Below are 24,499 nucleotides of genomic sequence, written 5' to 3'. Positions count from 1 at the left end.
TGTTCAAAAATATTGTTATTTACCGAATATAATGGCACCATTGCAACCCCCAAAACCCGATGCTGTTTTCAGAAAAGTTTTAGCATCTATTTCGGTAACGGCTGTACAAACTTTCACCGGATGGGTCACCCCATTTTCCTGGTAACCAATTGTAGGCATCAGCAACCCTTGTTTTAATGATTGTAGAGAGATCACTGTTTCAATAATACCTGCGGCACCCAAAGTATGGCCGTAATTGCCTTTCAAGCTGTTTAACGGCGCGTTTTGCAAACCGGCGAGTGTTATTGCAGCTGCTTCCATCTCGTCGTTATACGGGGTTGCAGTGCCGTGTGCCGAAATAAAATTAATATCGGCGGCAGCTACAACCGCATCTTTCAGGGCATTATTTATAGCACCTGCCAGCTCCTCACCCGTGCGGGACGGGCCCGATATATGGTTGGCATCATTACTTACAGCCCCTCCCAATACTTTTATGCTGCCAGAATATTTATTATCAGCAGATAAGATGATCGTCCCTGCTCCCTCGCCCAAATTAAGTCCGTCGCGATCACGATCAAACGGTTTGCAAACTTCATTACTCAACGCATGAAATGATTGAAAGCCCGAAACGATAAATTTGGAGATCACATCTGCGCCCGTAATTACGGCGGTATCATATTCTCCCGACCGGATCAACCGCATCGCGGTGATTATAGCCAACACACCGGAGATACAAGCGTTAGAAACCACTACGGGCTTGCTTGGAAAACCAAAATGCGCTGCAATTAAGTTGGCAGAGGTAGCCAGTGAAACCCGCTGATGCAATCCGGCATTATCTTCTTCGGTCTCTAATAGGCTAATATTTCCTTTGGTTGATGAGAGGATAAAGATGGTTTTGTCGTCGCCGGTATCAATGCCGCTATTGTTGATCGCCTCAGACGCGGATGCGATAGCCAGCCGCTCGAATCGCGTGTAATCAACGCCATCCCCTTTATAAAAACTGTCGTTATCTTTAAATAAAGAAGCTGCAAAAGCTTCTGGTGCAATTTCCTTGTAGTGGTGTTTTTGAACAGATGTTTTTCCTGCGCGCAAAGCCGCAAAGTTTGCCCCGGTAGTATTGCCCAGCGGCGATACAATATTATCGGTAACAACGTAAATATCCCGGCCATTGTACTCACCTGCACTCATCTCTTATTTTTAATTATCCGCGAAAACCTTCATTTCGCAACCGGCTATCAGTTTACCATCAAGCCATATCTTACCGGTTATAACGGTAACATTAAATATTTGTTCTCCTATGTTAACCTCGGTGATGATCTCGTCGTCAATCTTTGGCAGGGCGAATATTTCCAGGTTTTTTACATTGCCGATATAACCATTCATAACCAACGCGTTAGCTTGATGAGCCATATAACCGGCGCGTAAAGCCGCTGTTTGTGCTATATTTTCCATCAACCCGGCTTCTTGCAATAAACCGTCTTTTACAAATACGGCGTCCTTCTTAATTTTGAAACTACTGCGGGTTAAACTGTCACCGGCATACAGTAGTTTATCTACAAAAACAAAGGGTTGCTTTTGCGGGATAAGATCTGATATATCGTCAACAGGAAACTCCATGTGCTTAAGAATATAATCCGCCATTGACCGATAAAACCTGCCCGGTCACATAAGATGCCCCTGCCGAAGCTAAAAACGCCGCTGCGTGGGCCACTTCTTCGGGTGTACCGAAACGTTTAGCCGGGATCAAACCTTTGAGTTCCTTTTCGTCCAAACCCTCGGTCATATCTGTTTTGATAAAGCCAGGTGCCAAAGCGTTAACGGTGATCCCCTGGCGACCAATTTCTTGTGCAAGCGCTTTTGTAGCGCCTATAACCCCGGCCTTAGCGGCAGAGTAATTAGTTTGACCTGCCAACCCTTTCAATCCCGACAACGAAACGATGTTAACGATCCGGCCATATTTACGCAACAACATACCGGTCAAAACCAGGCGGGTCACATAAAAAAAGCTATCCAAATTGGTTTTAAGCACATTATGCCATTGTGCCGGCTCCATCCAGGCCATCAGACTATCATCGCGGATACCCGCATTGTTGATCAATACCTCTATGTACTTTTCGGAATTATTAGTTATCCAATATCCCAGAGTTTTATTGATATCGTCGCAATCGGCAACGTCAAACTGCAATAATTCGCCGTTGCTGCCGGCTTCTTTAATTAAGGCGAGGGTCTTCTCCGCCTCTGCCGTATTGCTTTTAAAATTTATTAGGATGTGGTATCCTTCGGTTGCAAGTTTAATACAAATAGCCCTCCCAATCCCTCTCGATCCACCGGTGATTAATGCGCACTTCATTAGACAAATGCGTTTATGCGTTCGGTACTTTCTAAAAACTCTTTGATCCGGGCAAGGTCTTTATACTTGGGTTCGTCCTCCACAAATTTGGGAAATATCGCCCTTACTTCGTCATATAATTCTTTAGAAGGTTTTGATAATTTATCCTGGCAACCCAGGTAATCTATCGCCTGCAAAATGGTCATTAAATGGATCCCCAACACTTCAAAAGAGTTATCTATCACCCTTTTGGTCATTAGCGCTGCATTACAACCCATACTTACAATATCCTGGTTATCATTATTGTTGGGTATGCTATGCACATACATCGGGAACGACAATGTTTGATTCTCGGCGACTGTAGAGGTCGCCGTAAACTGCATCCCCTGCATACCAAAGTTAAAGCCCAGCACGCCTAAGTTTACAAAAGGCGGCAGCTTTTGATTGAGCCTGCTGTTCAGCAAGTAGTTTAACTGTCGCTCAGCAAGCATGGATAGTTTGGTAGTAGCAATCTTCAGCTTATCCATTTCCAGCGATACATAATCGCCGTGGAAGTTGCCGCCATGGAATATATTCTGGTTCAGATGATCAATCACCGGGTTATCGTTCACCGAATTGAGTTCATTCACCAGCACGTTCTCTGCCTGCTCTATGGTATCGTAAATTGGCCCTAAAACCTGGGTAACACAGCGCAGGGAATAGTATTCCTGCACCTTATCTTCAAATACTTCCTGATCCAGATTTTCGGGGTTGTACAAGTGCTCAGAACGGTCGCGGATCATCTTACTATCCTTCAGCACATCGCGCATAACGGAAGCTATCTTATTTTGCCCCTTATGGTGTTTTACAATGTTCAGTTCCTGCGAGTAGTGGTCATCAAAAGCACCTACGATCTCGTTGATCATAGCCGAGAAAAGCAACTGCCAGTTCAATAATTTACGGGCCTGAATTATGTTGATCATCCCGATACCCGTCATGGCCGATGTGCCGTTTAACACGGCAAGCCCCTCTCGGATATGAATAGCTAATGGCTTAATATTAAACCGCTCAAATATGTCTTTTGTGCAATGAACTGTATCTTCAAAAACAACTTCACCCTCGCCTATCAGCACCAAGCCCAGGTGGGCAAGCTGTACCAGATCGCCGCTGGCACCTACACCGCCGTGCTCGTAAATGCAGGGGCAAATGTTTAGATTAATGAGTTGGACCAGCAGATCAACCACCTCCTGATGTACCCCCGAATAAGCCTGCATAAAGCTATTGAGGCGGGCTATCATCAATGCCTTTGATAGCTGGGCCGGCATTAGTTTGCCACTGCCCGATGAATGGCTGCGGATAAGGTTATATTGTAATTGCAGGATATTCTCTTCGCTTACTTTATACTGGGCCATTGGCCCGAACCCGGTGTTGATACCGTAGATGAGCTTGTTAGACGAGAATTGCTTCAGGAACTCAAAGCTATCGTTTACTTTTTTTAAAGCAGACTGATCTAAGGCGATTTGCTGGTTTTTAAAGATAAGTTCTGAAAAGTCGTTTAAAGAAAGTGTTGTTTGTCCAACAAGTATCATGGGCAAATGCGTTGTTCTGTCAAAGGTGATTAATAATCAGCTAAAGTATAAAATATATGCAAAAAAGGAGCAGCAAACGTGTAATAAGAAAGCAGGCGCTGTTTAAAGGAATGCTTTCACAGGCATTTTCCTTTTCATCCCTTCCATTCAATTTAAAACAAGCCTGCAAAACACAAATTGGGTTTACAAAGGTTTACATAATTTCAAATTAAATATACTTAAATAGTTGCTATACAAATAGTTATGTATTTGATGGGTTTACACGAAAATGACCTTTTAACAGGCTAACCGCTACGCTCTTTTATCAATGAATTTTATCGGCTTGCGGCTGGCTTCGTTAAATTGGATCTTCTGGATCTCCTCTAACGTAACATACTTAATATGCGGGCTTACCCTTAACCTCGCTTGTAAATAAGCCCTTATCCGGTGATCACACTCCTCATTCTCTTCTGCCGGTACCAGGTATAGGGCCACCTGGTCAAGCCCTATCTCGTTAGAATAAACTTCTATCACAAAATCAATGATCTCTTCACGCTCGTTTAACAGATCGAAAAGAGCGGGCGGGTAAAGCGTTGTACCTTTGAATTTGATCATCTGCTTTTTACGGCCAATAATGGATGATAACCGCAGGCTGGTGCGGCCGCAGGTACAGGGCTCATCAAAATACATACAAATATCGCCGGTTTTATAGCGCAGCAACGGCATACCCTGTACACCGAGTGTGGTAATGGTCACCTCACCGGGGGTGTTGGGCGCAACGGGCCGGTCGTGCTCATCTAACAACTCCACAATTAATAATTCGGGTTGGTAATGGCCGCCCTTACCTTCTGTGCACTCTGTAAAAGCAGTTTGCATTTCGGTACTTGCATAGGTAGAGAAAAGCTGGATATCCCATGCTTCGGTGATCTTTTTACCTAAAATATTCAGGCTAAAGTCGGTATTTCGGATATTCTCGCCAATACAGATCGCTTTTTTTACAGATGTTTGGCTGATATCTATATGGGTATCTTTTGCAAATTGTATCAGCTTTAAAATGAACGAGGGTACGGCAACAATGGTTGTGGGTTTTAGCCGCTTAATCGTTTCCCACTGTAAGGCAGGTACCCCGGGCCCCAAACGAACCATGCCAGCACCCAGCTTACGGATGCCCGAGTAATAGGCTATCCCGGCCATAAATTGCCTGTCGAGTGTGAGCATCAGCTGGTAAATATCATGCTTTGTACCACCTGCACATAAAAAAGAGTTGTACTCATTAAAGGCTAACCTGTCCAGGTCATTTTCTGTAAGCGCAATAGTAACCGGGCTGCCCAGCGTTCCGGAAGTTGACATATATTCTATTACATCTTCTGTAGATACGCATAAAAAGTCGTCATTGTGCAATTGCAGGTCGTCCTTTGTCGTTACGGGGATGAGCGGAAGATCAGCTACCGACCTGATCGCGTCGATATCTATTTGATGTTCTGCAAAAACCTGTTTGTAGAACGGAGACTTTACCGATACATATTTTAACAGATCTTTTAGTTTTTTTTCCTGTAAAACTGCAGTTTCAGCCGCTATATCTCTAAAAATTTCCATTATTTTCTATAATTACCACTGCAGATGCCACTGTTTTTATATGTGTTAAAGAAAGCAAAATAGTACCCAATTGCATATCGCTAATCGTTTTAGCGGTATCGCCGATAAAACTGAACATGGGTTTACCCAGTTCGTTATGTATCACTCCTACTTCATTAAATAAGGTGCCAGCTGCCCAACCGGTACCCATGGCTTTAAAAAAAGCCTCTTTGGCAGCAAACCGTGCGGCGTAGTGCTCAAACTTGTTTTTTTGAGCTTCACAATACGTGATCTCATCGGCAGAAAACACCAACTCTCTGAAACCATTAGTTTTGCTGATCCGGTTTGCAATACGTTCAACATCAACCAAATCAATACCAACCCCTACAACCATACCGTGCGCCTGTTTCTTGATTTAGACGATCTCAAATTTAGTAAAAAACTTTTCAGCTGAACAGATGCCATGGTTGTTTGACAAATGAGACTTAAAAAACATCTGTCCGTTTAAATTGTAACGTATATAAAGTATTATGTTTAAACAACAATTATTAGCTACGCTACTGTTATTTGCTACCACAGCCGCACTTAAGGCGCAAAACGGCGCACCCGTGAGATATAAAGACCTGGTTTTCCCCAATGTTGAAAAAACTGCCGACCTGAGCTACGGTCCCGGCGAAACGAAGGACGAAAAGAAAGCACATTTGTTTGACCTGTACCAGCCCAAAGGCGATAAGGCTACCGCCAGGCCGCTTATTATCTGGATGCATGGTGGCGGCTTTAAATACGGTTCAAAAAACGCCAAAGGGGTGGAGATCTGGAGCGAAACTTTTGCACAACGCGGCTACGTTTGCGTATCTATCAATTACACCTTAAGCAAGCATTACCCTTTTTTGCATGTCGACGAATTTTTACGGAGCAGCTATTATGCCGTACAGGACGCCCGCCAGGCCGTAGCCTTTTTCAAGAAGAACTACAAGGAATATAACATCGACCCGGACAAGATCATACTGGGCGGCAATTCTGCCGGGGGGATGATTGCTTTGCAAACCGCTTATAGTAGTAACGTCGAACTGGCAAAACTGGCGGCACTGCCGGATAGTGTTGCCTTTTCCAAACAAACCGAAGTTACCAAAGTGGCAGGCGTTATTAGTTATTGGGGGGCGATATACAACTTGGACTGGTTAAAAAACGCGCGTGTGCCCATTGTTTGTGTACACGGCAGCGAAGACCGTTTGGTGCCGCTAACACATAAAGATAACCCTTTGTACGGCAGCTTATCTATCCATCAAAAGGCAGATGAACTGAAGATCCCAAATAGCTTTAAATTATTTAAAGGTTACTCGCATGAGTTGCAGAGCCATTTTAACCCCATTTTTGGGGTAAGCAAAAAAACTAAAGGGCGTTGGCTGGAGGCCGGACAGTATACAGCCGATTTTTTATATACAGCCGCAATCAACAAATAATTTTTTAACGCATTAAACATTACCTATGTAATTTAGTTTAAGGTAGATACATGCACTTAACCGTTAAGAGATGAAAATAACAAAAGCTTACCTAATTGCCGCGTTAATGGCAGCGAGTATCACCATTGCCGATATTGAACCGGCGTTGGCACAGCCGGTTGAAGCGCCGGCGCAGCGTTTGCCTGGGCCACCGCCTCCGCCGCCAGATCCGCTACACATTTTTAGTAAGAAACGCAGCAGGCGTCCACCGGCTCGCCGCGCACCCAGACGCCCACGGATCAAATTTCCACATATCAAATTACCGCCGCCACCGCCGCGTCCATAAATAAAAATCCCCTCAACTTTTAGTTGAGGGGATTTTTGCTTTGCATATCTCCGTTCCGCTTGTGGTGTTTCGCTTGAAACGGAACACTGCGGAACGCTTAACCCCTATAGAGGAACACCCACTTAAATATTTATTAATGTTGTACATAACATTTAATTCAAATAATCCGTGATCCCGAACTTGTTTAGGTACATCGAAAGATATTTAACCCGTCGAATGCTTTGCTTGTGAGATGTCGAAATAAATTCGGCATGACGATTTCGGTGTTACTGTTAATTGATAGGATCTGGCTTGGCCGCGTGCTTGGGGTCATAAATGGCGACACCCACGCGTGAGTCGGCACAGCCATAATATAAATACCATTTCTGTTTAAAGTAAGCCATCCCCTCTATAAATACGGTACCGGCCGGGTACTGCCCGCTTTTTTCAAATGAAGCCATTGGCCGCATAAAGGGTACATCAAGCCGGGTTATGGGTTTTGATGGGTCGTGCTTATCAAACAACGCCTGGCCGGCGCAGTAAGAGTTTGCCGTAAACCTTTTATCGCCGTCATCGCCCTTTTTATTTTTGCCGTTGTAAAATAAAATAATGCCTTTATCGGTAAGCAAAGCAGGCGGACCGCATTCGGTTAATTCGCTGTCAAAAAAGCCTCTACGCGGCGAAATAAACTCCTTCAGGCTGCCGTCGGTATTCACTACCGGGGCCCAGTCAACCAGATTGGTTGAGGTTGCACCATACACGTGCAATTCGCCCCAATACAGCCAGTACTTACCATTTATTTTGGTGATCACCTGTTTGCCGCCAGCTATCTTAGTCAGTATCGATGCCGATTTATGCGCTATATTCAGGAATTTGCCCTGGTACGCATCCTCGAAGATTGGGCCGTGTTTGGTCCAGTGTTTCAAATCTTTAGAGGTAGCCACGCCTAAACGCGGTGTTTCGCGGTTCCATTGCGTATAAAAAACCACATAGGTGCCATTTTTAGTAACAGCAACCCTGGGGTCTTCACAACCACCCGGCCATTCATACTTTTTTTGATCATCATCGGCAGGATAAAAAACCGGTGTTTTTGAACGCGTAAAATGCAAACCATCGCTGCTGGAGGCATAGCCCAGGCGTGATGTGCGGAACCCGATGCCTACGCCCGATTTATCTTCTGACCGGTATAAAACTACTATCTTGCCGTTTAACACGGTGGCAGCCGGGTTAAAGGTATCGTTAGACTCCCACCCTACTAATTTATGCAACACCGGGTCCATAAAACGGGTGGTACTATCGGGCGAAATAATGGGGTTGATCCCCTCGGGCCTTGCAAAACCACCAAAAGCCCAATCGGGCAATTTATTTTCCTGGGCTAACAGGCAACCGGGTATCAGCAGTAAAAATGTTAAGACTTTTAAGTACGAATAGATGAATCTCATAGCGTGATATTAAAATGAAGACCGCCTGTTTAGCACAGGCGGTCTTTTTATAAATGTAATCAATAATTACGGTTGCTCAATAGTGTAGATAGACAGTACCTCTGCATCAGATAATGCACGATTGTAAAAACGGATATCATCCATAGATCCTTTAAAGTATGAAGTACCCTTCAGGCTTTTTGGCAGGCTTTGGCCAATCACCAGGTTTACAGGCGATGTTAACGTAACCGGCGTACCTGTTACCGCTGCTGTTTTTACCAGTTTATCATTCACGTAGAACTTCATGGTACCGTTCACGTAAGATACAGATACAAAAGTCCAGGCATCTGCCGGTACAACACCTGGGTTACTGTCTACGTCATGGTAACCATTATCGCCTTTAAAGGTCAGGAACAGGAAGTTTGCGCCCTGCAGCTGGAATTTAAAGCCATTGTACGTGTTAAGCGAAAACATATAGTTATCCGGATTGGTTTCGCGGCGTTTCACCCATAACGAAATGGTAAACTCCTTAGGGTTCAGATCAGCAGTGTAAGGAATCTCGATGTTTGACCCGTTCTGAAAATCATAGGCATTACCGGCCTGGTTGTACCTGTCTGCTATTAAAGCAGGCAATGTGCCGCCATCTGTAGTGCTGTTGATAAAGCCCGTCATCAGGGTACCGTTATGGCCGTGGCCGGTAACGTCGTTTGCATTGCCGGTAAATTCCCATTTAGCGATCAGGTTGTCGGCAGATACATCCTGTATCAGCCTTGATTTAAAGGCCGCAACCGCACGGTTCAAGTTGGCCGTTGCATTGTCAACCTCCCGCTGGCTGTAAGCGGTAGAAGCTTTGGTTGCGGTAGCCAGGTCGATAGCTGTTTTAAGATCTGTACGCGAACCCACGGCGTAGTTACCGGGGCGTTTACCTTCTGTAGCGCTTGTGTACAATGATGTGGCCACGCTTAACGCAGCTGTTATTTGAGTACCATCGGCGTTGCCAACGGTTTGCTGCGCCGCATCTTTTTTACAGGCAGCCAGGTTAAATAGCAGGGCCACAACTAAAATGGCTATACCCGCAATTTTTTGATATGTCTTCATGATTATGCTGTTACTATTTTACTAATAATTTATTTGTTGAAACTTCGCTAAAAGGAATAGGGAAGAATTTATTGGCTGTAAAGCTAAAATTCGGGATATCCTTCAAGGCGTTAGTTGCATAAGCGCTGCCGTAACGGATAATGTCGTAATAACGGCCAAATTCCAGTGCCAGTTCTGATCTCCGCTCTTTGCGGATAATATCACGCAGCTGGGTTTGATTAGTAGTCGTGATATCAGGTAATAAACCTGCCGGTACAACACCGCCGCCAGCTAAGGTGATGTCATATATATAGCTCTCCCTTGCACGCTTGCGCACCTTGTTTAAAGGCACAAGTGCAGCAGTAGGGTTGTTAGCCTCATTAAAGGCTTCAGCCTCTATCAGCAAAACATCTGCAAAACGTAACACTTCTACATTCACGTTGCCATCACCCTTGGTGGCAACCGGGATCTCTGATAATGGTTGGATATATTTTTTGGTAACGTAACCGGTAGCTGTCCAGCTTGGGTCAAAAGCACTGTCGAAATAAGGCTTACCAGCGCGGCCAACAGTGTAATCTAAACGCGGATCAACAACGCCGGTGGGCGATTTTTCAAAGTTATCTACCAGGCTTTGGGTAGGCTGAAAAAAGCCATAACCGTTCAACGCGCCGCGCGGTGCAAAGGCCTGGTTTAAGGCGTTGCCTTGTTTAGGGCTAAGGCCTGCAGTGTGCTGGATAGAGAATATTGCCTCGGTATTGTTTTTAGTTGATGCACTAAAGTTATCTGTAAACTTATTGGTTAACGCATAACCCAAAGCCTCTACCTGTTGGGCTGTTTGCGCAGCCTGTGTGTATTTGGCTTCGAACAGGTAAGTTTTTGCCAGCAATGCTAATGCAGCCCCTTTGGTAGCACGGCCCAGATCGGCACCGGTCCATGCAGTAGGTAATGCAGCTGCAGCTTCGGTACAATCTTTTTCTATCTGCGCGTAAACCTGTGCCTGCGGCACGGCAGGCGCATTCAAGTTATCGGCAGTGGCTGTTTGCAGGCGCAGTGGGATATTCCCATAAGCATTGGCCAGCGTGAAGTAATAATATGCACGTAAAAACTTAGCCTGGGCATTTATCGTCGCCTTATCCGCATCCGGTACGGCTTTGTTGCCATCGGGTAAACCATCTAAAACAAAATTTGCTTTGGAGATACCGTTATAACTTCTTCCCCAAACCGACTCAACCGCCGAATTGGTGTTCAGAATATTAAAGTTGTTAATGTTATCGATGTCCGCCTGGTCGCCGGTTAAACCACCTTTAACAGCATCGTCCGATGCAACATCGCCCAATACCCAGCCTTCGTTTCCAAAGGCATCACTATAACTTAATGGCACATAAGCTGCGTTAACGGCAGATTTTGCATTGGCGGTTGAATTAAAGAAAGTGGCTGCCTGGTAAGTGCCCAAAGGCGGTTGATCAAGTACTTTTTTACAGCTGCTTGCCGACAGTAACAAACCGCCTGCAAGGGTTATATATAAATATCTTTTCATGAGTGTAGAATTAAAAATTTGCATTAAAACCGATAGTGAATGTGCGTGCAGACGGGTAAGTACCAAAGTCGATACCAACGGCTCGTACGCCATCGCCGGCCGAGTTGCTGTTTGTATACATTTCAGGGTCAATACCTGTGTATTTGGTTACCGTGAATACATTTTGTGCACTCACAAAGAACCTAACCGACGATAATTTAACTGCCTTTACCAAACGATCGCTAAAAGTATACCCTAACTGCACGTTCTTTAAACGCAGGTAAGAGCCGCTTTCTAAGAAGCGGGTAGACGGGCGCTTATTGTTCGTTGCACCGTCCCATGATAAACGCGGGAACTGATCTGAAGTACCCTCGCCTGTCCATGCCTGGGTTGCTGCCCTTTCGGTTACGTTGAATGCGCGGTAAAAACCTTCAATATCGGTATTTACCTGGTTGTAAAGTTTGTTACCGTAAACGCCCTGGAAAAATAAGCTTATATCTACCCCTGCGTAAGAGAAGTTAGAGGTTAAACCGTAAGTAAATTTAGGGATCGGGCTGCCTACATAGGTACGGTCGTATTGGTCGTCAATAACGCCATCCGGCACGCCATTAGGTCCGCTGATGTCTTTGTATTTTACATCGCCCGGTTTTACGTTAGGCCCCTGGTAAGCGTGAGTAAATACCTGCTGCGCATTCTGGAAGATCCCTTCCTGCTGTAGCAGATAAAAAGAACCTATAGGGTGGCCTACTTCTGTTTGTGTAGCATAGTAGTTATTATCTATGCGCCCGCCAACAATAGCCGAGCCGCCTGCTAACGAGGTAACCTCGTTTTTAACAGTGGCAAAGTTACCAATGAACTCGTATTTAAACTTACCGCCTAAAGTATTGCGGTAGCCCAGCTCTAACTCAAAACCCTGGTTACGTACACCGCCTGCATTTACAGTAGCACTACCCGCACCACCGCTGCTTGATGGTTTTGCCGGAGGAAGCAATACGCCGGATGTGTTCTTGATATAGTAATCGGCAGAGATAGTTAACGCACTGTTAAACAAACCGAGGTCTACACCAAAATCTGTTTGCGTACTGGTTTCCCAGCGTACGTTAGGGTTACCCAACACACTGATGGAATTACCAGGAGTACTTACACCATTAAAAGGATAATAGCCCGAGTTTTGCACCAGCGTTGCATAAGCATATTCGGGGATCTGCTGGTTACCCAACTGGCCAATGCCCGCCCTTAATTTTAACAGGTTGATGGCTTTTACATCTTTCAAGAAATCTTCCTGGTCAAGCCTCCAGCCTAATGAACCACCATAGAACTGACCGTATTGGTTGCTTGGATCTAAACGTGATGAACCGTCGCGCCTTACGTTAAAGGTGGCCAGGTACTTATTATCATACGCATAATTTACCCTGCCGAAGATAGAGAACAAACCCGAATGGATCTGGTTACTGCCATTTTGCTGGATACCCAAGCCATTGTCCAGATATTGGAACGGCGAGCTTTGATCTGAGAACAAGGTACGTGATGCACCTAATGCACGGCTGTTGCTTTTAATTACCTCGGTACCTACTAAAAAGTTGAAAACGTTTTTCTTGGCAAGCGTCCAGTCGTAAGTGGCAGTGTTTGTCCAGTTGTAATCAAACTGGTTGGTGTTTGATTGCGCTAAACTGTTTGGCGAGTTTAAGAAACGGTCAATACCCCAGGTAGCAAAGAATTGTTTATAATCGGTGATCAGGAAATTCGTACCGAAATCGGTTTTTATCTTCAGGTTTTTAATCGGCTTCAATTCCAGGTAAGCATTACCTAAAACGGAGTAGCCCATAAAGTTACGGTTGTAGTTATCGGCAAAACCCACCGGGTTTAAACCATCGCCAAAGAACTCAGGGTTTTGCGGCAGATCAACAAAATCACCATTGGCATTACGTACGGGTGTAGCCGGTGTGCGGAACAGGGCGTAACGTAAAACGCTGGCCCCAGGGTTGCCTGCACCAAAACCATCGCCCGATGTACCTACCTGCCTGGTTTTAGAATAGCCCAGGTTAACGTTGGTACCGAATGATAAATATTTAGAAAAGTTGCTTGTAACGGCAGTACGCAAGTTCAGGCGATCAAAGGAAGAGTTTTTGATCAGACCGTTTTGCTTAAAGTAATTGGCCGATACGATGTAGGTAGAGTTATCACTCCCTCCGCTTACCGACGCCTGTACATTGGTGATAGGTGCCGGGCGCAAAACCTCTTTTTGCCAGTTCACATCGGGCAGTCCCGCAATGATGCTGGCAGGGATCAACGGGCGTTTATCATTAGTGGCTGCCGTGTTATAAGCGGCTACATATTGCGCCGTATTAGCCATTTTAATGAGGTGCTGAGAAGTTTGCACACCTGTGTAAGCATTTACGTTTACCCTTGGCGCACCGTTTTTACCTTTTTTAGTGGTAACGATAACTACGCCGTTAGATGCGCGTGCACCATAAATAGCAGCAGAAGAAGCATCCTTTAACACACTGATAGACTCGATGTCGTTTGGAGAGATCTCATTGATACCGTTTTTGGTAGGGATCCCATCGATCACATAAAGCGGGCTGTTATCATTGATAGTACCTACCCCACGGATGCGGATGTTGATACCATCGCCGGGGGCACCGGTAGATTGTGTTACCGAAACGCCGGCTGCCTTACCCTGCAGGATCTGATCGGCGCCACCAACCGGAAGGTTAGCAATATCACTGCTCTTCACTGTAGAAACAGCTCCGGTTAGGTCTACCTTCTTTTGGGTGGCGTAACCTACAACAACTACCTCATTAAGGTTGCTGCTTGACCCCGCCAGTTTAATTACCATAGGTGCATCGAAATTGGCGGCCACGGTCTGCGTAGTATAGCCAATGCTCTTTATCTCGAGCACGGCACCTTCAGCTGCGTTAAGCTTAAAGTTCCCGTTAACATCTGTAGCTACACCAGTGGTAGTGCCCTTTATCTGCACGGTTGCACCGATAACGGTTTCGTTAGTAACGGCATCCAGCACCTTGCCGGTTACAGATCTGCTCTGCGCACGGCTTTCGGTACCGAAACTGAGCAAAATAAGAAGGCAAAATACTAAGGCCTTCCATTTCTCTTTAAAAGTAAAATTGATCATAAGCGATTTATATTGGGTTGAATTGATTCATATTAAAAAACAAGGCGCACAACATAGCTTCTTTAAAAAATGCGAACATCATCACGGTGCTAAAGCAATAAAATAGGTCTTTGAATTTTAATTGGTTTCCAAACGTAGAAAAACTAAACGGATTTAGCAAATTATTAAAAAAATATTTATTTGCTTTTAACTGATGATTTACGGACGATCAATTCGGGTGGTAATACCTTATGTACACTGCTGCCCGTATCCTCGCCCCCGCTCATTCTTTTAAAGAGCACGTCTATCAGGTTTTCTGAAAGGTTTTTCATAGGTTGTGATACGGCGGTAATAGGCGGGTTAAAAACTTTGAAAAAAGCATGATCATCAAAGGCCACAACAGCCAAATCATCCGGGATCCTTAAATTCTGGCGGTTAATTGCTTCAAAGCCCTGCAGCGCCAGGTAGTTTGTTGCAAATAACACGGCATCGACATCTTTATTTTTTAATAGAAAGGCGCTCACCTGCTGCACCACCTTTTCGGGCTTAGAGGTAAATTTGATTTCCAGCACCTGCGGCTTAAATCCGGCGGCCTTAATAGCCTCGTTATAACCTTTTAACCGTTCTGCCATCTGGGTTTGGTCTGACGCCAGCGTAATGAATGCAATTTGCCTGAACCCTTCTGCCACTAAATGCTCTACCGCCATTTTTGCCCCGGCCAGATTATCTATAATAACATAGTCGGTTTCTATCTCCGGGAAATACCTGTCGAACAGAACAAAGGGGTGGTTTTGCGCCACCAACAGTTCAACCTCGGTTTCGATGCCTTTGGGCGCGGTTATAATAAAGCCATCCACATTGCGCCCTTTAAACATATTGATCAGCTCGATCGTCTTCTTAGGATTATCTTCTGTGCTACAATAGATGATCTTGTAACCTTTTTTGTAGGCCCGCTCTTCTATCAGCCGCGCCACGCTCGAAAAAAAGGCATCGGCAATGTCCTCTACAATCAGGCCGATAATCTTGGATTTACCTGTACGCAGGCTTTGGGCTAAAGCATTCCTGTTATAATTTTTTTCTTTCACATAATCCAACACCCGGGTAGCCAGTTTATCACTGATCCGCATTTCTTTGGCTTTGCCATTGATAATAAAGGAGATGGTGGATTTAGAAATATTTAAATCGCGGGCGATATCGTCCATCGAGATCTTCTTATTCATAAATTCCCTGAGGTTAAGTTTTTGCTAATGTAGGTTATTGAAGCAGGTAAATATAAATCAATTTAAGATAATATTGATCGTGCCCTGACAGTGCCCAGTTTGAATGGGAATAAACAGTGATTGACAAGTGCTAATATGCACAAACTACACATGCACCTTTCATCTGTTCATCAATTTAATTACGCTCAATTAGCCGGTAAACACCTTCAGTTATTTATGGTATACTTTAATTTAACCAACAGCATACCAGTATGCACCTTGTTTTTTAAATGCCCTTGATTTACTTTGCCTGATCTTGATAAAACCAAGTTCATCCAATATAAATCTTAAATCTTTTTTCAATACTTCGTTAACACCCACATCATACTTTTCGGTAAATTTCGAATCGGTAATGTCTAACTTGTTACCATTTTTAAAACATAACTGTAATGAAATAAGAGACGATTTTGAATTTTCGTAATCTGGGGCAAACAAACCAACCACGTCTTGTTTCTGAATTTTCTGCAATTGCCCGTTTATTTCTATATCCATATCATTCCCAGTAAAATACAGACGGATATTTTTGCTGAAGTATTTTAAAAGCAAATTCATAATAAAAAGAACAATAAATCCTGTAAAAATCAAACCCCATACGCCCAGGTAATTAAATCCATACTCGGCATATAAATAAAACAAAACAATACTCACCGTAAAACCAGTTAGTGGGAACCAAATAAAGCTTAGCGTAAGCACATTATTGAAAACAACCTCTTTTGCAACACCAGAACTTTTCATGCTATATTTTTTAAATAGTATTGCCTTTATTATTCGTCAATTTTTTTTAAATCAAACTGTGTAAGAAATTGATAATTATATTTTACAGCCTCCATAAACCTCGCACTTGCATGCAATATCAATTTAGATTGATTGTAATGCCCATCAGCATACTCCCAACGCCGCTCCAAAACTTCGCCGGTGACTTACAGACAAAACTTACGCTTATGTTTTTTTATTCGTTTTGCGTATTAGGCTGATAAATTAGATAATCAGTGTGACGATTAATTCTGATGTAACTTCAATAGGTTATTAGCCGCATCTTTATCACCCAGATCGGCAGCCTCCTTCCAATATTTTTCGGCATCGGCGAGTTTTTGCTGATTAGCGCAGCATGCCCCCAAATTGACCAAAGTATTGATATAGGTTTCTTTATTCAAATTGTCTTTATATTTTAATACTTCCAAGAAATGCTTTTCAGCATCCTGAAAATGTCTGCTATTCATTTGTTGAGTCCCTTTATTATAATCATATAGACCGGACTCGACGTCACTTTTAATATTCCCGATATTGTTTGTACTGTCATTACTAAACAATATGGAATAAAAAAGGCGGCCTATAATAACAAGTACAAAAACGGATAATACGATTATAATTATCTTTTTCATATAAACACTAATATTAAAGCAGCAAACAGTAGCGCTTTCTGCATAAACTTAAAAACCGGTTGATTATCTATACTCTCAATTTCCTGTTCGTTATTTGTGTTCCGCTTAAAATAACCGAATATTTTAGAAATGGCAGACCAACATAGAAAAAAACCTACGTGAAGCAAAAGATATCTGTTGATCAGATAAGCTAATACATCAATAAACAACCGAGCCTTTGCAGCCGGCAGTTTACCCGCCGTTGACGCAAAATGTATTGTTTTATCTTTTTTTCGCAAAGCATAAAAGGTAACTGTTTTAGTTTCATTTATATCACCTTCTGGCACCAATATCTTTGAAAGGGAAATGCCCGAATAGATTCTATCAACAACGTGCTTGTTGACTGTGCTGCGTGCTGGCGCGGAATATGATTCTATATAATAATGCCTTATTAATCCGAAAGCACCCGCTGCACGCATCGAAATATTGGTTTGGCTAACTACCTCTAAATTATTGATGATTTTAACAGCGTTTACTGTTAAAAAAATAAAGTAAGCAACCCAAAGTGTTATAAACAGACTCAAAAATGATTTAAACCTCATATTGAAGCAGGTGGTTTTTCCATTTATAGCTATAAGAAAAAGATTAAAATATGTAAGATCAACATAAAGATAGCATAGCTTTTAAAAAGAACATTATGTTCATACAAGGTAGCGCTTTGCAAAAAACAAGCTATAAATAACATAAAAGAAATAAAAGTAACCAGCCCTATCTTATAAACGCTTTGTGTAAATAAAAAGACATGTAGGAAAAGCATAAATGGAGAATAATTATTCGATTTAAATCTCAAATAAAGATAGGGAATGTTCGAATTTTCCTTTTGAACAGTCGTCACCGCACTCCATGTTGTAAAAAACACCACTTTGCGTTCAGCTTCGGGGCGGAGATTTGGATGCAAATAATACAAGTCGGCGTTAACGTTTGCAGGAGGTGGGGCATACACTTTCTCTCTAATAACGGGTGTTATAAAACGGCTTAAGCCCTCATAAGATCTCTTGTAGGTTAACTGCGGATGTTCTTTTAATTTAAAAGCATCTTCCCTTGCAGAGCGGGCTCCCGCAGATGTTTTACTATAGGCAACAATAGTACCTTCCTGCTTTACCAATAATTTACTTACGCTAACCACAAAAAATAGGATATAGCCAATTAATAATAAGGGAATAAGGATAAAGCCAGCTAAAGAAATTTTATATTTCATCTTCAATGATAAGAGCAATAAAGTAGTATCACCGCATTAATATCACGATAGTTATTGCTCAAACTTACAAATGGATTAACGATTTTAAATCAAATTACTAACCAAAGCATGCCAATGGATAAGATGCCCAACATAAATTTGATAACGATATTTGATTTTAAAGCAACCGAAAAGCCATTATATAAAATCAAGGCCCATGAAAGTGAAATAAGAATTGTTAAGATCAGGCTATTATAAAACCGATATAAAAAAACCTGCCAAATGCCGGGTGCCTGGTTAATGTAAAAAACAGGATAATAAAAAAAGGCAGATTGATCTCCAAGTGAGCTTATAGCCGCCCTTTTTCTTTCGGGGCTTTGAAATGTATAAAAATAAATATTATCCCCCTTTTTAATTGTGACACTATTTTCATCTGAAAATCTGCGCTCATATTTTTGGTAATAAATAGTATTAGCGCCGGCAATGTTGAATTTAAGAATGGTAGCTTTACTTTTATCTAAACTAACCGCAACAATATTTCCCATTACTTTTTTTAATGACAGATAACCAGTAGCTGTACTTATCAAAACCATAGCAACAGCGCAAATATAAACCAGTAAGCTTACAACCAAAACCTTACTGGTTTGCCAAAGGTGGTTCACTATTTTTATCATAGATTTTCAGTTATACCTTTTGAGCAAAAACACCTATATGTTTCTTGACTGCGTCTTCAGCAGCAGTTGATTCATCGTATAACTCTCTCTGTCTTCCTTCCGTCCAGAAATTGCTGGCTGTTTCTACAACTGTTGATATCCAAAAAATTCTTCCCATTTTGTTTTTTAAACTAAAGCCTTCTTTAAACCGGGAGCCACTTTCTTTTAAGTTCTTGATATGTTCGCTTTTATATTGTTTTAATCCATCTGTTGCCCTTAAATCTGCCACTTGTTTCGCTTGCAATTCTCTTCTTATTCTTAAATATTCGCTATTTGACAAATTCCCATTGTCGCGAGCGATTTTAGCAAGTTTTTTAGGGTCATTTTTTAGAAGGCCACCGTTACGTCCGGTATTACTATTTAAACGATCTTGAACTTTCGAGTCAATTATCTGCTCTTTATTACCTCTCAATTCCCCGGCCTTCTCTATAGTTTTGGTTGTATTTTCATCTCCGGTCATTTTTGGTGTTGCATAAGGAATTACATCTGTACCTTCTGATTTATGGTAAAGCGGACTTTCCTTTTGCTTTTCAGACATTTCCCCATAGTATAATTCCAAACTTTTATCCTGTACATAACTTACGCCTGCGCCAATTCCAAAACCTACAGTAAGCCCGCTTGCAATTGTTCCGAAACCTGCCGAAGCTGCCACAAATCCACCAAGTGCATATCCACCTACACCGGCCATAAGTATCTCCGTAAGTGCCTTATCTCTGAAAATTGCTGCTTGTTTAGATGCTATAGCTTCATCGTAAATAGGAATAATTGTACCGCCTATAGGGCAACTAAAATATGATTTCTCCGTAAGTACGTTTCGTTTTGTGTTTTGATTAATAAATACAGTTGGGTGATAACTTTTCCATCCCCCGCTATTAAATAGGTTTACAATTGCGCACATACTCAAACTAATACCCGTTGCAATAAGAACTGTTGCTATCATAGCTACTGCGCTGCCGCCGCTTGCAATTAAAGCCCCCAATACTAACGCACCAAGTATTAGGGCGTACTTACAAATAAAGTCGCCAAACCGATCGTCTATCGTAGCAATCTTTCTGTTTTTATTGTCGTTAAAAACAGTCATTTGGCTAATCACCTGTAATTCAGCTTTTTTTAACCCGCTACTGCAAACCAAATATGTTTTACTCGGTAGTATGCCCTTTTTCATCAGTTAAAATTTTTATGTTACAATCCATAAACATGCTAATACTACCAGCCTGTTCAAGAACTGTGGTATTCAGCTTTTTAACAAGGCCTGTATCAGTGTCTGTATCTAAGGTCACGTCGTAATCATACGAGTAATCATCAAATTCTGCTTTTGCGAAAGGATACTTTTCCTCATATAGTTTTTTTAAGCCTATCGTATTATAGCTTTGCTCCTCAACACCTTGAATTTCTACCTGGCAAGTAGCCGATTGTAAATTACATCTTTTTATCTTATAGTTAAAATTTATAGGTATAACCTGGTCTTTAAACATAGCTGATTGCTTGTTTTTTGAACCAATAACATACGTTTCTTGTAATTGATAATTTCGCCAGTATCCACAAAATAACATACTGTACAAAGTATAACCTTCGTTAAGAAATTTTACAATATCAAAATTTGTCAAATACTCTTCGTCCCCACCTGTTAAAATACTTTTTTGATCTTCCGGTTTCAATAAGTTGAATTGCTTATTTGTCGCCAAGTCATTTTTCACTTGAAACCATTTAGCTTTTATCTCTTCTTTATTAACTATTGCGGAAATAAAGCCTTCATTATTTATTTCCAAAACCAAAACATCTTTTACACTACCCAAGGCTATTAACAAACCATTAAAATCATTTAACTCCGTTATTCCATTATCCATAAATGTCTTGGTAACATCTATCCTAACAATGGTGTGGTTGGTACCCCGGTCTAAAACCGATAACGTAAACGTGGTTTCGTTTATAGATTTGCTAATTACTATATCATCTACCTTAAGTAATGAAAGTGTTTCACTTTTATATTTTCCAGAAATTATTTTCTTATAACTAAGATCAACTGTATCTGGATTTATATTGCCCGCACCACCATTGTCAAAAATTTGTTCTTTAGGTTCATCAGAAAAAAAACTCCACTTATTTGTTTTAACCGTAGTCATGAATTTTAGTTTTATTTGTTATGAGCAGTTATTTTGTCTTAATTAATCACAACTTCTTTACCCTGTATTGTATGCGTTTGATTTGAGACAGAGGTGATACTGCTGCCTTTAACATCAACTTTGGTTTCTGCAGACTTGCCAATATTTACATTTTTACCAGTTTTGTTTTCTGCGTTTGCATTGATCGCTTCTGTGCCCTGTATATTGATTATTTTACCTATTATATCTATAGTACCGTCGGCATTTAATGTAATAGAGCTCCCGTTTGGTCCTCCTGATACCAGTTTGATGACCTTATCTGCGGTTACAGTTATTTGACTTTGTCCATCAATTTCAATATGGTTTAATTTACTTTTATCAATAAAAGTAATACCGGCAGCATCGTTTAAATGAAGGGTATGCCCACTTTTTGAGCTAATGCTTTTACTATTATTACCACCACCACCACCAATGCCGGTTTTACCACTAAACATGCTACCAATAATAACAGGGCGAGCTATATTACCTTCTTCAAATGCAACTAATACCTGGTCACCAATTTCGGGGACAAATACAAAGCCTCTATTTTGATTGACTTTATCAGAACTGCCAGCATCCGGCGTAACCACTCTTAACCATTCGGTAACGTCATTATTGGTACACTCCCATTTAAACTGCACTTTAATGCGTCCTTGCTTTTTGGGGTCGTCGTTATCAGTAACAATAGCCAGCTGCATGTCCGCGGTAGGCTTTTCTGCGTTTTTTACCAACAACTTCTCACTATCGGCAGATACGCCTTCAAATGTATTTTGGTAATGCCCCACCCCATCCAACTGATGGTAAACCGCGGTTACTAAAAACTTGCCAAAATCCTGCACCTCAAAACCTATCTGGCCGCGCATACTGGTACTGATATTTACCACCTTGCCCAGGGCAACCTGCGGGTTATCGCCGTTGCCCATAATGCTTAACAGCTCAGATACGATGGCTTTATGTTCGTCATTAACAAAGGTGTCTATGTCTTTTTGCGAGTTTACCCGCACATCAAGCGGTTCGTTGTATTGTTTGCTGTAAACCTGGTTGGAGGCCGATATTGCGTGCGACATATCGGCTGAACCGTTGCTGGCGCCCGACGGTTTTGCCGTCAGCAATTGATCCTGGACAGAATTATAAGAGAATTTTTGGTAACTCAACGGCGAGATCTGCATCCCGTATTGAATGCTATGCAAATCACGGCCATATATCAGCGTGATCTCTTCCAGTTTGGTGGGCTTTCCAAAATTCAGCTTAGTGCCGTCGTAGTAAAACCACTCGTGATACTCGGCCGACAAACGGTTGATAAATTCAAAATCGCTCTCGCGGTATTGGATCAGATAATCAATCGGCGATGTATATGCCGGCGCAATGTTAAAGCTAAGGTCATTCTGTGGTGCATCAGCGGTTGCCTGTTGCAAGATCGTTTTCAAGTCTTTGTTCAGGTACGATCCCAAATCCGCACCGCGGTCAATTAAAATGCTTGGGCTAAAACCACTAATAACAATATCTCCTTGAAAACCGTGGCTTTGGGAGATCTCTACCCGGGTAATCTTACCGGTAAACTGGTGCTCGGCGTCTTCGATACGGCCAAATTGCACGGTAAGGTTTTTACCGATAAATTCTTTCGATTTTTCCAGCGTTACCTTATTGGTGTTTTCAATCTGATCGTGGTTAAAGCGCAACTGAAAAGTATGGTGTTCGTTAAAACGCTGGTCCAGTGTAAAAGACGAGAAATGCGCAATTGGCGTACCCTCGATGCTAATATCTACCTTTATCTTGCTATCCATATTATTTGGCTTAGTGTTATTATTTTAAGGGCCATGGCCTGAAGTAGCTTATAACTTTATAAGTACCATTTACTCTACCAAAAACAAACCCGAAAGACGTTTCTTTACCATTATCTTCGGTGTATTGCTTCTCTAACTCATATAGTGTGCTGCCTTTATCTGTTATCACTTTTAAGGTTAAGTAATAATTCTCGGCAGTAGTTTTATCAATTTCAGATAGGTCATCTTCCTTACTTAACGGGATAAGTTTTAAAGCATCCCGGGTAAAAATATCACCATAGTATTGCGGAAACTCATTTACGGTAATTAACCCGCTTTTAACATCCACAGGATTGCTTTTCAATTCGTCATTAGTCCACTGCGGTAAGGTTTGCAACGGAAAGTTGAACATTTGAACAAGTTGTGTTTTGCCATTAGCTTTAGCTGCAGATTTAAATTTTTCAAAAAACAGGCGAAACTGTTGCTCGTCTGTGCCGGTATCTTTTGTGGCATACCTGGCGGCAACGGTGTCATTTGATATAGCAACCGTAGCAGAATCTCTTTTTCTATTACCTGCCTCGCTACCATTACAGGCATACATCACCGGTATCAGTGAGGCAATAATTACAAACCGTGCATATACTGTTAACCGCTTCATTTAATTTCTGGGGATACTGATCAGTGCCCTTTGTTCCATTCGTTTTAAAATAACTGCTGCACCCAACTGGCTGGATACTGCGTCGGCATCATAAACCCCATCTTTAACGTACTTACCTTTGGTATAATGGTTAGAGTAACTCCACAAATAAGGTGTATGGATACCTTTTCGGTTGTAACCAAAGCCGTTATAACCTTCCAGTTTGAGTAAAATAAACGATAAGCTCCAGTTGGTGACCTGGTCGTACTTCATCAGTTTAATGGCGTCAACAGCACTCTCCTCAAATGTAAATGGTGGGGCGTGCCCTACTTTAGGCCTGTTAGCCGGCACATGCACGGTATAGCCAGTTAAAGGGTCGCCGTTATGTAAATGGCGTTTGAAACTAAAACTACATTCCATGTAATGTACACATGCTATAAAATACCAGGGAACCGATGAGCCGGCAAAGAAATTTGTGCCACCAAAAATATCCCTGTTTAACCCAAACGGATCTGTATTGGGGACGTATTTACCTGTTAGCAAATCATATTTTTGGGGGGTAAACCCAAATGTAGGCTTAGGCAGACTGAAAGGCGTTAATGGTGCTGATAAGGCTTTTAAAGCCGAGGTATCTATCGGCATTCCGGTTGCTGTGGCCGTTGAATCTGCAACTGCCGTAGCTGGCATAGCTGCTGAATCTGCAAGTGATGGGAATCTATTGTAAAATGGTGTGTAGGACGATTGAAATAATGGCTGATTATTCAGCAACAATGAACTGACGCCCCCTCCTTTTACCAAACTGGAAACGCCTTCGTATCTTGCTCTGTTAACAACTATTTTTTCGTCAATTATTTTGTCAACAGCGGCTATCTTTTCCTTTTTGATTTCGCAGGTATTAAAAAGCAATATGTATTCCATAGCTGTAGGGGCTACAGACTTAACTTTTTTGCGAATGGTAGGTGAACCGTGCTTAATTATTCTTTTCTTTTTTTTCATGGGCAGATTAAAAAAAGAACCTGATGGGCTAAAAAAATACGGAGAAGATACCTTCTATCTCCTCCGTAT

General features: G+C 42.1%; 23 protein-coding genes. 1 reads left to right on the top strand and 22 read right to left on the bottom strand.

The features are described from left to right. Positions 1-15 precede the first annotated feature (15 nt). From IDJ76_RS01055 to acpS, 6 genes are all read right to left on the bottom strand, one after another. Positions 16-1,167, bottom strand: a complete 1,152-nt coding sequence (locus IDJ76_RS01055) for a beta-ketoacyl-[acyl-carrier-protein] synthase family protein (RefSeq protein WP_191159840.1) — start codon at positions 1,165-1,167, stop codon at positions 16-18. Positions 1,168-1,176: 9 nt separating this feature from the next. Beyond that, positions 1,177-1,596, bottom strand: a complete 420-nt coding sequence (locus tag IDJ76_RS01050; protein WP_191159838.1) for a 3-hydroxyacyl-ACP dehydratase — start codon at positions 1,594-1,596, stop codon at positions 1,177-1,179. Between the two features lie 4 nt (positions 1,597-1,600). Continuing rightward, entirely contained in the window at positions 1,601-2,329 is a 729-nt protein-coding gene (fabG, locus tag IDJ76_RS01045; protein WP_191159836.1) for a 3-oxoacyl-ACP reductase FabG, read from the bottom strand. After that, positions 2,329-3,876, bottom strand: a complete 1,548-nt coding sequence (locus IDJ76_RS01040) for an HAL/PAL/TAL family ammonia-lyase (protein ID WP_191159834.1) — start codon at positions 3,874-3,876, stop codon at positions 2,329-2,331. Before IDJ76_RS01040 ends, fabG begins: the two co-directional genes overlap by 1 nt. Before the next feature lie 291 nt (positions 3,877-4,167). After that, positions 4,168-5,451, bottom strand: coding sequence for a phenylacetate--CoA ligase family protein (locus IDJ76_RS01035; protein ID WP_191159832.1), 1,284 nt, complete (start codon positions 5,449-5,451; stop codon positions 4,168-4,170). Continuing rightward, positions 5,438-5,824: a holo-ACP synthase gene (gene acpS / locus IDJ76_RS01030; RefSeq protein ID WP_191159829.1), complete on the bottom strand. Its 387-nt coding sequence runs from the start codon at positions 5,822-5,824 to the stop codon at positions 5,438-5,440. The genes IDJ76_RS01035 and acpS overlap by 14 nt, the downstream gene beginning before the upstream one ends. A 136-nt stretch (positions 5,825-5,960) precedes the next feature. On the opposite strand from acpS, the gene IDJ76_RS01025 reads away from it, so the two are divergent. Then, entirely contained in the window at positions 5,961-6,893 is a 933-nt protein-coding gene (locus tag IDJ76_RS01025) for an alpha/beta hydrolase (protein ID WP_191159827.1), read from the top strand. A gap of 87 nt (positions 6,894-6,980) precedes the next feature. Here IDJ76_RS01025 and IDJ76_RS20940 read toward each other — a convergent pair whose 3' ends face one another. From IDJ76_RS20940 to IDJ76_RS00950, 16 genes are all read right to left on the bottom strand, one after another. After that, positions 6,981-7,112, bottom strand: coding sequence for a hypothetical protein (locus IDJ76_RS20940; RefSeq protein WP_262892203.1), 132 nt, complete (start codon positions 7,110-7,112; stop codon positions 6,981-6,983). A gap of 378 nt (positions 7,113-7,490) precedes the next feature. Next, positions 7,491-8,639, bottom strand: coding sequence for a glycoside hydrolase family 130 protein (locus tag IDJ76_RS01020; protein WP_191159825.1), 1,149 nt, complete (start codon positions 8,637-8,639; stop codon positions 7,491-7,493). A 66-nt stretch (positions 8,640-8,705) separates the two neighbouring features. Beyond that, positions 8,706-9,716, bottom strand: coding sequence for a LamG domain-containing protein (locus IDJ76_RS01015; protein WP_191159823.1), 1,011 nt, complete (start codon positions 9,714-9,716; stop codon positions 8,706-8,708). A gap of 13 nt (positions 9,717-9,729) precedes the next feature. Beyond that, on the bottom strand, positions 9,730-11,232 hold the full coding sequence (locus tag IDJ76_RS01010; protein WP_191159821.1) for a RagB/SusD family nutrient uptake outer membrane protein: 1,503 nt from the start codon (positions 11,230-11,232) through the stop codon (positions 9,730-9,732). A 10-nt stretch (positions 11,233-11,242) separates the two neighbouring features. Beyond that, positions 11,243-14,344: a SusC/RagA family TonB-linked outer membrane protein gene (locus IDJ76_RS01005; RefSeq protein ID WP_191159819.1), complete on the bottom strand. Its 3,102-nt coding sequence runs from the start codon at positions 14,342-14,344 to the stop codon at positions 11,243-11,245. 176 nt (positions 14,345-14,520) lie between these two features. Further along, positions 14,521-15,543 (bottom strand): LacI family DNA-binding transcriptional regulator, encoded by a 1,023-nt coding sequence (locus IDJ76_RS01000; RefSeq protein ID WP_191159817.1) that lies wholly within the window; start codon positions 15,541-15,543, stop codon positions 14,521-14,523. Between the two features lie 231 nt (positions 15,544-15,774). Then, positions 15,775-16,317: a hypothetical protein gene (locus IDJ76_RS00995; RefSeq protein ID WP_191159815.1), complete on the bottom strand. Its 543-nt coding sequence runs from the start codon at positions 16,315-16,317 to the stop codon at positions 15,775-15,777. Between the two features lie 263 nt (positions 16,318-16,580). Then, positions 16,581-16,802 (bottom strand): hypothetical protein, encoded by a 222-nt coding sequence (locus tag IDJ76_RS00990; RefSeq protein ID WP_191159813.1) that lies wholly within the window; start codon positions 16,800-16,802, stop codon positions 16,581-16,583. A 158-nt stretch (positions 16,803-16,960) separates the two neighbouring features. Continuing rightward, the gene (locus IDJ76_RS00985; RefSeq protein ID WP_191159811.1) at positions 16,961-17,545 is read right to left on the bottom strand and encodes a hypothetical protein; all 585 of its coding nucleotides are present in this window, start codon (positions 17,543-17,545) and stop codon (positions 16,961-16,963) included. Positions 17,546-17,574: 29 nt separating this feature from the next. Continuing rightward, positions 17,575-18,201: a hypothetical protein gene (locus IDJ76_RS00980; RefSeq protein ID WP_191159809.1), complete on the bottom strand. Its 627-nt coding sequence runs from the start codon at positions 18,199-18,201 to the stop codon at positions 17,575-17,577. An 89-nt stretch (positions 18,202-18,290) separates the two neighbouring features. Continuing rightward, positions 18,291-18,854, bottom strand: a complete 564-nt coding sequence (locus tag IDJ76_RS00975; RefSeq protein ID WP_191159807.1) for a hypothetical protein — start codon at positions 18,852-18,854, stop codon at positions 18,291-18,293. Between the two features lie 10 nt (positions 18,855-18,864). Next, positions 18,865-20,058 (bottom strand): hypothetical protein, encoded by a 1,194-nt coding sequence (locus tag IDJ76_RS00970; protein ID WP_191159805.1) that lies wholly within the window; start codon positions 20,056-20,058, stop codon positions 18,865-18,867. Beyond that, a complete protein-coding gene (locus IDJ76_RS00965; RefSeq protein WP_191159803.1) occupies positions 20,033-21,016 on the bottom strand; it encodes a hypothetical protein in 984 nt (327 codons plus the stop codon). Before IDJ76_RS00965 ends, IDJ76_RS00970 begins: the two co-directional genes overlap by 26 nt. A 38-nt stretch (positions 21,017-21,054) precedes the next feature. Next, the gene (locus tag IDJ76_RS00960) at positions 21,055-22,818 is read right to left on the bottom strand and encodes a type VI secretion system Vgr family protein (RefSeq protein WP_191159801.1); all 1,764 of its coding nucleotides are present in this window, start codon (positions 22,816-22,818) and stop codon (positions 21,055-21,057) included. A gap of 19 nt (positions 22,819-22,837) precedes the next feature. Next, positions 22,838-23,455, bottom strand: a complete 618-nt coding sequence (locus IDJ76_RS00955) for a hypothetical protein (protein ID WP_191159800.1) — start codon at positions 23,453-23,455, stop codon at positions 22,838-22,840. Beyond that, a complete protein-coding gene (locus IDJ76_RS00950) occupies positions 23,456-24,430 on the bottom strand; it encodes a hypothetical protein (protein WP_191159798.1) in 975 nt (324 codons plus the stop codon). Positions 24,431-24,499: the final 69 nt, after the last annotated feature.

The sequence above is a fragment of the Mucilaginibacter glaciei genome, assembly GCF_014773245.1.
Taxonomy (GTDB): domain Bacteria; phylum Bacteroidota; class Bacteroidia; order Sphingobacteriales; family Sphingobacteriaceae; genus Mucilaginibacter; species Mucilaginibacter glaciei.
This window is presented reverse-complemented; position numbering and strand designations above follow the sequence as displayed.

What these genes read in the sequence shown, in the direction of transcription:
- IDJ76_RS01055 (WP_191159840.1), bottom strand. Translation starts at nt 1,167, where the DNA reads ATGAGTGCAGGTGAGTACAATGGCCGGGATATTTACGTTGTTACCGAT.
- IDJ76_RS01050 (WP_191159838.1), bottom strand. Translation starts at nt 1,596, where the DNA reads ATGGAGTTTCCTGTTGACGATATATCAGATCTTATCCCGCAAAAGCAA.
- fabG (WP_191159836.1), bottom strand. Translation starts at nt 2,329, where the DNA reads ATGAAGTGCGCATTAATCACCGGTGGATCGAGAGGGATTGGGAGGGCT.
- IDJ76_RS01040 (WP_191159834.1), bottom strand. Translation starts at nt 3,876, where the DNA reads ATGATACTTGTTGGACAAACAACACTTTCTTTAAACGACTTTTCAGAA.
- IDJ76_RS01035 (WP_191159832.1), bottom strand. Translation starts at nt 5,451, where the DNA reads ATGGAAATTTTTAGAGATATAGCGGCTGAAACTGCAGTTTTACAGGAA.
- acpS (WP_191159829.1), bottom strand. Translation starts at nt 5,824, where the DNA reads ATGGTTGTAGGGGTTGGTATTGATTTGGTTGATGTTGAACGTATTGCA.
- IDJ76_RS01025 (WP_191159827.1), top strand. Translation starts at nt 5,961, where the DNA reads ATGTTTAAACAACAATTATTAGCTACGCTACTGTTATTTGCTACCACA.
- IDJ76_RS20940 (WP_262892203.1), bottom strand. Translation starts at nt 7,112, where the DNA reads ATGTGTAGCGGATCTGGCGGCGGAGGCGGTGGCCCAGGCAAACGCTGC.
- IDJ76_RS01020 (WP_191159825.1), bottom strand. Translation starts at nt 8,639, where the DNA reads ATGAGATTCATCTATTCGTACTTAAAAGTCTTAACATTTTTACTGCTG.
- IDJ76_RS01015 (WP_191159823.1), bottom strand. Translation starts at nt 9,716, where the DNA reads ATGAAGACATATCAAAAAATTGCGGGTATAGCCATTTTAGTTGTGGCC.
- IDJ76_RS01010 (WP_191159821.1), bottom strand. Translation starts at nt 11,232, where the DNA reads ATGAAAAGATATTTATATATAACCCTTGCAGGCGGTTTGTTACTGTCG.
- IDJ76_RS01005 (WP_191159819.1), bottom strand. Translation starts at nt 14,344, where the DNA reads ATGATCAATTTTACTTTTAAAGAGAAATGGAAGGCCTTAGTATTTTGC.
- IDJ76_RS01000 (WP_191159817.1), bottom strand. Translation starts at nt 15,543, where the DNA reads ATGAATAAGAAGATCTCGATGGACGATATCGCCCGCGATTTAAATATT.
- IDJ76_RS00995 (WP_191159815.1), bottom strand. Translation starts at nt 16,317, where the DNA reads ATGAAAAGTTCTGGTGTTGCAAAAGAGGTTGTTTTCAATAATGTGCTT.
- IDJ76_RS00990 (WP_191159813.1), bottom strand. Translation starts at nt 16,802, where the DNA reads ATGAATAGCAGACATTTTCAGGATGCTGAAAAGCATTTCTTGGAAGTA.
- IDJ76_RS00985 (WP_191159811.1), bottom strand. Translation starts at nt 17,545, where the DNA reads ATGAGGTTTAAATCATTTTTGAGTCTGTTTATAACACTTTGGGTTGCT.
- IDJ76_RS00980 (WP_191159809.1), bottom strand. Translation starts at nt 18,201, where the DNA reads ATGAAATATAAAATTTCTTTAGCTGGCTTTATCCTTATTCCCTTATTA.
- IDJ76_RS00975 (WP_191159807.1), bottom strand. Translation starts at nt 18,854, where the DNA reads ATGATAAAAATAGTGAACCACCTTTGGCAAACCAGTAAGGTTTTGGTT.
- IDJ76_RS00970 (WP_191159805.1), bottom strand. Translation starts at nt 20,058, where the DNA reads ATGAAAAAGGGCATACTACCGAGTAAAACATATTTGGTTTGCAGTAGC.
- IDJ76_RS00965 (WP_191159803.1), bottom strand. Translation starts at nt 21,016, where the DNA reads ATGACTACGGTTAAAACAAATAAGTGGAGTTTTTTTTCTGATGAACCT.
- IDJ76_RS00960 (WP_191159801.1), bottom strand. Translation starts at nt 22,818, where the DNA reads ATGGATAGCAAGATAAAGGTAGATATTAGCATCGAGGGTACGCCAATT.
- IDJ76_RS00955 (WP_191159800.1), bottom strand. Translation starts at nt 23,455, where the DNA reads ATGAAGCGGTTAACAGTATATGCACGGTTTGTAATTATTGCCTCACTG.
- IDJ76_RS00950 (WP_191159798.1), bottom strand. Translation starts at nt 24,430, where the DNA reads ATGAAAAAAAAGAAAAGAATAATTAAGCACGGTTCACCTACCATTCGC.